The organism is Roseomonas rosulenta, assembly GCF_016106005.1.
Taxonomy (GTDB): Bacteria; Pseudomonadota; Alphaproteobacteria; order Acetobacterales; family Acetobacteraceae; genus Neoroseomonas; species Neoroseomonas rosulenta.
In genome coordinates this window covers 1-7,358 of sequence record NZ_JACADR010000229.1, presented here as the reverse complement: position 1 = coordinate 7,358, position 7,358 = coordinate 1, and the positions used below count along the sequence as shown (strand labels likewise).

Sequence of the window (7,358 nt, the reverse complement as noted above, 5' to 3'; positions counted from 1 at the left end):
CGGCCTCGCGCCGCATCTTTCGGCCGCCTTCGGGCAGCCGTTCGTGGTGGAGAACCGGCCCGGCGCGGGCGGCACCCTTGCCGCCGCCGCGGTGGCGCAGGCGCGCGACCTGCATGCGCTCGGCCTCGTGAACGGCGGTCCGACCACGACGGCGCGCGCGCTGAACCCCGGCCTTGCCTATGACCCGGCAACCGACTTCACGCCGGTCACGCTGATCGGCCGCGTGCCGCTGGTGCTGACGGTGCATCCCTCCCTGCCCGTGCGCGACTTCGCCGGCTTCGTCGCGCATGTGCGGGCCCACCCCGGGGCGCTCAGCTACGCCTCGATCGGGCCGGGCACGATCACCCACCTGGCAATGGAGGAGCTGAAGGCGCGGCTCGGGCTCGACCTGATGCACGTGCCCTACCGCGGCTTCCCGCCGGCGACGCTCGACCTGGTGGCGGGGCGGGTGCAGGCGATGCTGAACCAGCCCTTCGCCGCGCTGCCGCATGTCCAGGGCGGGCAGCTGCGCGCGCTGCTGCAGACCGGCGAGCGGCGCATGAGCACGCTGCCCGACGTGCCGACACTGGAGGAGGCGGGCCTGTCGGACGCGGCGGTGTTCGGCTGGATCGGGCTGGTCGCGCCCTCCGGCTTCCCGCGCGGCGCAGCGGAGCGCCTGGCGGAGGTGATCCGTGCCGCAGTCGAGGCCGACCCCAGGGCGCGCGGCGGGCTCGACACCGCGGACAGCGAAATCCTCGGCACGTCACCGGCCAGCTTCGCCGCGCATCAGGCACGCGAGGCGGCGCGGTGGAACGCGGTGATCGCGCGGCTGGGCTTGCGCGCCGTCGATTGACCGCGGGGTCCGGGGACCGCGTCCGGTCCCGGGCGGGGGTTCGGGGGCGGCGCCCCCGCTATTCGAACCGGTTCCCGCGCGGGAAGCCGTTCGGCGGCGCCTTGCCCGCGCCCGCGCGGTTGCCCAGCCACGGCCGCAGGTCCGCCTCCGTCCGCGTGCGCCCGCCCAGCGTCCAGGTGAGGCCCTCGGCGCGCGTGAACACCTTGGCGTCGGACAGGCCGCCGTCCCGATAGGCCTGCAGCTGCACGCCGCGGCCGCGCGTCATCTCGGGCACCTGCTCGATCGGGAAGACCAGCAGCTTGCGGTTCTCGCCGATCACGGCGACGGTGTCGCCCTCGGCCGGGACGCAGAGCGCGGCCTCGGTCGGCGGATCCACGTTCAGCACCTGCTTGCCGGTGCGCTTCTCGGCCAGCAGGTCCTCGCCCTTCACGATGAAGCCCTTGCCGTCGCTGGCCGCGACCAGGAAGCGCGTGCCCTCGCGGTGGACGAACATCGCCACCACCGCGTCCTCGTTGGTAAGGTCCACCATCAGGCGCACCGGCTGGCCGTCGCCGCGCCCGCGCGGCAGCGTGTCGGCCTTGAGCGTGTAGGCCTTGCCGTTGGTGGCGAAGACCACGATGCGGTCGGTGGTCTCCGCATGCAGGGCGACCAGCAGGCTGTCGCCTTCCTTGAAGCGGATCTCGCCATCCAGCGGGATGTGCCCCTTCTGGGCGCGGATCCAGCCCTTCTCGGACAGGATGACGGTAATCGACTCGCGCTCGACGAAGGCGGCCTCGTCCACCAGCACGGCGGGCAGGACGCGGCCGGTCTCGGTGCGGCGCTTGCCGAGCGCGCCGTCGCCGAAGGCCGCGCGCGTCGCGGCGATCTCCTCGGCAATGGCGGCCCAGCGCTTCGCCTCCGAGCCCATCAGGCCCTGCAGCCTCTTCTGCTCCGCGCTGAGCTTCTTGTGCTCCTTGCGGATCTCCATTTCCTCGAGCTTGCGCAGGCTGCGCAGGCGCATGTTCAGGATGGAATCGGCCTGCAGCTCGGTCAGCGAGAAGGTCGCCATCAGCACGGGCTTCGGTTCGTCCTCGTTGCGGATGATGCGGATCACCTCGTCGAGGTTGAGGTAGGCGATCAGGTAGCCGTCGAGGATCTCGAGCCGCCGCGCGATGGCCGCGAGGCGATGTTCCGTGCGCCGCACCAGCACGACGTGGCGGTGGTCGAGCCAGGCGCGCAGCACCTCCCGCAGGCCCATCACGCGCGGCGTGCGGTCCGCATCCAGCACGTTCATGTTGAGCGGGAAGCGCGTTTCCAGGGATGTCGCGCGGAACATCGTCTCCATCAGCACGGCCGGTTCCACCGTGCGGGACTTGGGTTCCAGCACGAGGCGGACCACGTCGGTGCTCTCGTCGCGCACGTCGCCGAGCAGCGGGAGCTTCTTTTCTTCCAGCAGAGCCGCGATCTGCTCGATCAGCTTGGCCTTCTGCACCTGGTAGGGGATCTCGGTCACCACGATCTGCCAGGTGCCGTTCTTCAGGCGCTCGGTCTCCCAGCGGGCGCGGACGCGGAAGCCGCCACGGCCGGTCTCGTAGGCCTCGCGGATGGCGGCATCGGGTTCGACCAGCACGCCGCCGGTGGGGAAGTCGGGGCCCTTGATGTGCGCGAGCAGGTCGGCCTGCGGGTCCTGGATGAGCGCCAGCGCGGCGTCACAGAGCTCGCCCGCATTGTGCGGCGGGATCGAGGTCGCCATGCCGACCGCGATGCCGGCCGCCCCATTCGCCAGGAGGTTCGGGAAGGCGGCGGGCAGGACGATGGGCTCGCGTTCCTCGCCATCGTAGGTGGCGCGGAAATCGACGGCGTTCTCCTCGATGCCGTCGAGCATGGCCTGCGCGACGGCGGTCAGCCGCGCTTCCGTGTAGCGCATGGCCGCGGCGTTATCGCCGTCGATATTGCCGAAATTGCCCTGGCCCTCGACCAGCGGGTAGCGCGCGGCGAAGTCCTGCGCCTGGCGCACCAGGGCCTCGTAGATGCTGCTGTCGCCATGCGGGTGGTACTTGCCCATCACGTCGCCGACGATGCGCGCGCATTTCTTGAAGCCCGCCTCGGGGTCGAGGCGCAGCTGGTGCATGGCCCAAAGAAGCCGGCGATGGACCGGCTTCAGCCCGTCGCGCACATCCGGCAGGGAGCGCGCGGTGATGGTGGAGAGCGCATAGGCGAGGTAACGCTCGGACAGCGCCTCGGCAAACTTGGTCTCGCGCGTGGCGCCGCCCTCGTCCGGCGGTGGCTTGAGGTCGTCGGGCATGGTGCTGATTCGTGCTTCGTTCTTGGTGGCGCGGGCTTACACCGGCGGGGCGGCAGGGGCCAGCCCGGCGAGGGCTCGCTACGTCCCGGCGCCCAGCGCCGCCACCCGGTCGGCCAGGCGGTGCCGCGCCTCCGGCACCGGGCGGTGCCGCGCGCCGAAGGCGTCGCGTTCCAGGAAATGGCCGGTCAGGCGCAGCCCGGCATCCCAGGCGGCGGGGTCACCGGGGCTGTCGCCCTCGCGCAGGAAGGCCGGCAGGGGCAGCAGCCGCCCGGCATAGGGCGCGGCGGCGCCGGCGCTGACGGCGCGCCCGGTGCGCGGCGAGACATGGGTCAGCCCCTCGGTCACCCCGGTCACGGCGCAGGATTCAAGGTTCAGGCCGTAGCCCAGTTCGGCCAGGACCAGGGCCTCCCAGCGGATGTAGTCGGCCAGCACGCCCTCGGCGCCGCCGGCCAGGTGCGCGATCAGCGAGACCAGCGCGTGGAAGGCGCGCGGATGGGGTTCGCGCTCGGGCAGCGCATCCGCGGCGATCGCGCAGGCGGAGGAGAGCAGCGCGAGCGCCAGCGGGTCCTCCATGGCGAGCGCCGCGGCGGGGTGGACCATCTCCGCGCTGATGGCGCCGAGCTGGTCCGGCAGGCGGGCGATCCAGCGCGCCTCGACCAGGTTGCCCGGCAGCCAAAGCCCCGCCTGGGCGCGCGAGGCGCCGCCCTTCGCCAGGCCCGCATGGCGGCCGTGTTCCTCGGTCAGCAGCGAGACCACGGCGCCGCCTTCGCCATGCGGGCGGACCTCCAGCACCACGGCCGGGGCGGTCCACTCCACGCTCATCCCGCGTCGTCCAGCCCGATCGCGCGGATGCGCGCGCGTTCCTCGTCCCAGCCGGTGCGTTCCTTCACGTTCAGGAACAGGTGCACCGGGCGGTCCAGCAGCTTGGTCAGCTCGATCCGCGCCGATTGGCCGATGGTGCGGATGCGCGAGCCCTTCTCGCCGATGATGATCGCCTTCTGCGTCGCGCGGGAGACGTAGATGGTGCAGTCCACGCGCACGGACCCGTCCTCGTTCTCCGTCCACTGTTCCGTCTCGACGGAGGCATGGTGGGGCACTTCCTGGTGCGTCTGGCGCAGGATCTGCTCGCGCACGATCTCGGCCGCCAGCATGCGGTTGGGCAGGTCGGTGAGCTCGTCCTCGGGGAACAGGTACGGGCCCGGCGGCATCGCCTTCGCCAGGTAGTCCTGCAGGCGGTCGACGCCATCGCCCTTCTCGGCCGAGACCATGAAGGTCTCGGCGAAGGGCAGGATGGCGTTGAGTTCCGCGATCAGCGGCAGAAGCCGCGGCCCCGGGATCAGGTCGGTCTTGTTCAGCGCCAGCCAGACCGGGCGGCGCGACTTCGCCAGCCCCTCGGCGATCTTCCGCACCGCCTCCGTCAGGCCTGCGCGCGCATCGACCACCAGCAGCGCGATGTCGGCATCCTGCGCGCCCCCCCAGGCGGCCGCCACCATGGCGCGGTCCAGCCGTCGGCGCGGGGCGAAGATGCCCGGCGTATCCACCAGGATCATCTGCGCGCCGCCATGCATGACGATGGCGCGGATGCGGAAGCGCGTCGTCTGCGGCTTGGGCGAGACGATCGTCACCTTGGTGCCCGCCATGCGGTTCACCAGCGTGGACTTGCCCGCATTGGGCGCGCCCACGATGGCCACCAGGCCGCAGCGTGTCGGGTCGGTCATGCTTGCACCCCTGCCAGCCAGGCCTCGGCCGCGGCGAGTTCCGCCGCGCGCCTGGTCCCGCCGCGGCCCTGCGCCTCGCGCCCCGCCGCGCTGACCGCCACGATGAACACCGGGGCATGCGACGGCCCCTCGGCCGAGACGAGCGTATACACCGGCAGCGCATGGCCGCGCCCCTGCAGCCATTCCTGCAGGCGGGACTTGGCGGGCAGCGGCGGGCGTGCGGGCTCGGCCTCGACCAGCGGGGCGAAGACGCGGCGGAAGAAGGGCCGCACGGCATCGAGCCCGCCATCGAGATAGGCCGCGCCCAGCACCGCCTCCAGCGCATCGGCCAGCACGTTGGGGCGGGTATGTATGCCCGGGCCGGCGGGGTCGGAAGCGACCAGCAGGTCGTCGCCGAGGCCGAGGCCGGATGCGATTCCCGCCAGGGTCTCGGCCGCCACCAGCATGCCGAAGCGGCGCATCAGCAGGCCTTCGCGCTCGGCTGGGAAGCGTTCGATCAGCCATTCGGCCATCAGCAGGCCGAGCACGCGGTCGCCGAGGAATTCCAGCCTTTCGTTGGAGCGCAACGCCGAGCCGGCAAGGCCGGTCGCGGAGGAGTGGGTCAGCGCCTCGCGCAGCAGGGCGGGGTCGCGGAAGGCTAGGCCCAGCCGCTCGGCCACAGCCGCGACGTCGCGCGACAGCGCGCCCTGTCGGACGTCGCGCGCAGGCGCGCCCTCACGCGCGCGGCGCGCCATGCCGCTTCCCGCCCGTCATCGCACCGCCGAGAACAGCCGGGACCAGCGGATGGCGAAGGGCCAGCCCCAGACCTCCCACCAGGCGGCGGACCCATCGACCGAGAAGAAGATGAACTCGGCGCGGCCGACCAGGTTCTCGATCGGGATGAAGCCGACCGCGTTCATCGCCCGGCTGTCGAGGCTGTTGTCGCGGTTGTCGCCCATGGCGAAGACATGGCCCTCGGGCACGCGGAACTCGGTGGTGTTGTCGAAGGGACCGTCGTCGGTCGCCTCAAGGATGTAATGCGCCACGGGGGTGGCGCCGGCAGCACCCGGTAGCGTCTCGCGGTACAGGCGCACGGTGATGCGCGGGCCGTCGCCCTCGACGGTATAGGGGCCGACGAATTCGCGGCGCACCGCCTCCCCGTTCACATAGAGCAGGCCGGCGCGGACCTGGATGCGGTCGCCGGGCAGGCCGATGATGCGCTTAATGTAGTCGGTGCTGCCGTCGCGCGGCAGCTTGAACACGGCGACATCGCCGCGCCGCGGCAGGGATCCGAAGATGCGCCCGCTGAACAGGTTCGGGCTGAAGGGCATCGAATGGCGCGAATAGCCGTAGGAGAACTTCGAGACGAAGAGGTAGTCGCCCACCAGCAGGGTCGGGATCATGGAGCCCGAGGGGATGTTGAACGGCTCGAAGGCCACGGTGCGGATGCCGACGGCGATCAGCGCGGCATAGAGGACGGTCTTGATGCTCTCCAGCCAGCCGCCGGACTTCTTCTTCGCCATGGGTGTGTTGACGGCCTGGTCAGGGGGTTGCGCGCCGGCCGGGCCGGCCGGGCGCGGGAGGGAAACGCCGCGACGGGGGAACTGTCAAGGAATCGGGACGGCGGTGATCACGACCATCGCCTGGGCATAGGGAAATTCGTCGGTCATGGTCAGCGCGATCTCGGCCCGGTGGCCCGGGGGCGTGATGGCGGCGAGCCGTTCGGCCGCGCCCCCGGTCAGGCGCAGGGTCGGCTGGCCCGAGGGCAGGTTGACCACACCCAGGTCGCGCCAGAACACCCCGGCGCGGAAGCCGGTGCCGAGCGCCTTCGACGCCGCCTCCTTGGCGGCGAAGCGCTTGGCGTAGGTGGCGGTGCGGATGCGCTCGGTGCGCCGTTCCGCCTTGGCGCGCTCGGTGGGGGTGAAGATGCGCTCGAGGAAGCGGTCGCCATGCTTCTCGATGGTGCGTTCCAGGCGCCGGATGTCCAGCACGTCCGAGCCGATACCGATGATCATCCGCGCGCCCGATCCACCTGCGTGACCCCCGGGCAGGCGCGCAGCGCCGCCAGGATGGCCGCGAGGTGCCCGGTGTCGCGCACCTCGACGTCCACCAGCACCTCGCACCACTCGCCCGAGCGATTGACGATTCGCAGGTTGTTCACCGCGCCGTCCTGGCGGGCGATGGCGGTGGTCAGGCCCGCCAGCGCGTTGGAGGTATTCTCGGCGGTGAGCTCGATGCGCCCGACATGGCCGCCCTTCGCCGCGCCGTCATATTCCCAGTCCACGTCGATGAAGCGTTCGGGGGTGGCGGCGAAGGCCTCGAGCCCGTGGCAGTCGTGCTTGTGGATGGTGACACCGCGCCCGGTGGTGACGATGCCCACGATGCGGTCGCCCGGCAGCGGGTGGCAGCAGCCGGCGAAACTCACCGCCATGCCGGAAACCAGGCCGGTGATGCCCATGGCGGCCTCGCCGCGCCGCGCGGCGGGTGGGCGCTCGGCCTTGCCCGGGGCGAGCGTGGGCCCCGCGCCGAGCCGCCCGCGCGGGCG

General features: G+C 72.0%; 8 protein-coding genes. 1 reads left to right on the top strand and 7 read right to left on the bottom strand.

All coding sequences use genetic code 11. The annotated features are described in order from the left end of the window. Nucleotides 1–832: Bug family tripartite tricarboxylate transporter substrate binding protein (locus tag HW578_RS20360; protein WP_198372545.1), on the top strand; the 832-nt coding region annotated here is incomplete at its 5' end. A gap of 58 nt (nucleotides 833–890) precedes the next feature. Here HW578_RS20360 and parC read toward each other — a convergent pair. From parC to HW578_RS20325, 7 genes are all read right to left on the bottom strand, one after another. Next, the gene (parC, locus tag HW578_RS20355) at nucleotides 891–3,116 is read right to left on the bottom strand and encodes a DNA topoisomerase IV subunit A (RefSeq protein WP_198372544.1); all 2,226 of its coding nucleotides are present in this window, start codon (nucleotides 3,114–3,116) and stop codon (nucleotides 891–893) included. A 78-nt stretch (nucleotides 3,117–3,194) separates the two neighbouring features. After that, nucleotides 3,195–3,932: a DNA repair protein RecO gene (gene recO / locus HW578_RS20350; RefSeq protein ID WP_198372546.1), complete on the bottom strand. Its 738-nt coding sequence runs from the start codon at nucleotides 3,930–3,932 to the stop codon at nucleotides 3,195–3,197. A 2-nt stretch (nucleotides 3,933–3,934) separates the two neighbouring features. Continuing rightward, the gene (gene era, locus HW578_RS20345; protein WP_198372543.1) at nucleotides 3,935–4,834 is read right to left on the bottom strand and encodes a GTPase Era; all 900 of its coding nucleotides are present in this window, start codon (nucleotides 4,832–4,834) and stop codon (nucleotides 3,935–3,937) included. Next, complete coding sequence (rnc, locus tag HW578_RS20340; protein ID WP_198372542.1) at nucleotides 4,831–5,568, bottom strand: ribonuclease III; 738 nt, start codon at nucleotides 5,566–5,568, stop codon at nucleotides 4,831–4,833. Before rnc ends, era begins: the two co-directional genes overlap by 4 nt. 15 nt (nucleotides 5,569–5,583) lie before the next feature. Beyond that, nucleotides 5,584–6,336 (bottom strand): signal peptidase I, encoded by a 753-nt coding sequence (gene lepB, locus HW578_RS20335; protein ID WP_198372541.1) that lies wholly within the window; start codon nucleotides 6,334–6,336, stop codon nucleotides 5,584–5,586. 84 nt (nucleotides 6,337–6,420) lie between these two features. Then, a complete protein-coding gene (gene acpS, locus HW578_RS20330; protein ID WP_198372540.1) occupies nucleotides 6,421–6,828 on the bottom strand; it encodes a holo-ACP synthase in 408 nt (135 codons plus the stop codon). Then, a partial coding sequence (locus HW578_RS20325) for an ACT domain-containing protein (RefSeq protein ID WP_198372539.1) occupies nucleotides 6,825–7,358 on the bottom strand: 534 nt, incomplete at its 5' end. The genes HW578_RS20325 and acpS, both read right to left, overlap by 4 nt.

What these genes read in the sequence shown, in the direction of transcription:
- era (WP_198372543.1), bottom strand. Translation starts at nt 4,834, where the DNA reads ATGACCGACCCGACACGCTGCGGCCTGGTGGCCATCGTGGGCGCGCCC.
- rnc (WP_198372542.1), bottom strand. Translation starts at nt 5,568, where the DNA reads ATGGCGCGCCGCGCGCGTGAGGGCGCGCCTGCGCGCGACGTCCGACAG.
- acpS (WP_198372540.1), bottom strand. Translation starts at nt 6,828, where the DNA reads ATGATCATCGGTATCGGCTCGGACGTGCTGGACATCCGGCGCCTGGAA.
- parC (WP_198372544.1), bottom strand. Translation starts at nt 3,116, where the DNA reads ATGCCCGACGACCTCAAGCCACCGCCGGACGAGGGCGGCGCCACGCGC.
- lepB (WP_198372541.1), bottom strand. Translation starts at nt 6,336, where the DNA reads ATGGCGAAGAAGAAGTCCGGCGGCTGGCTGGAGAGCATCAAGACCGTC.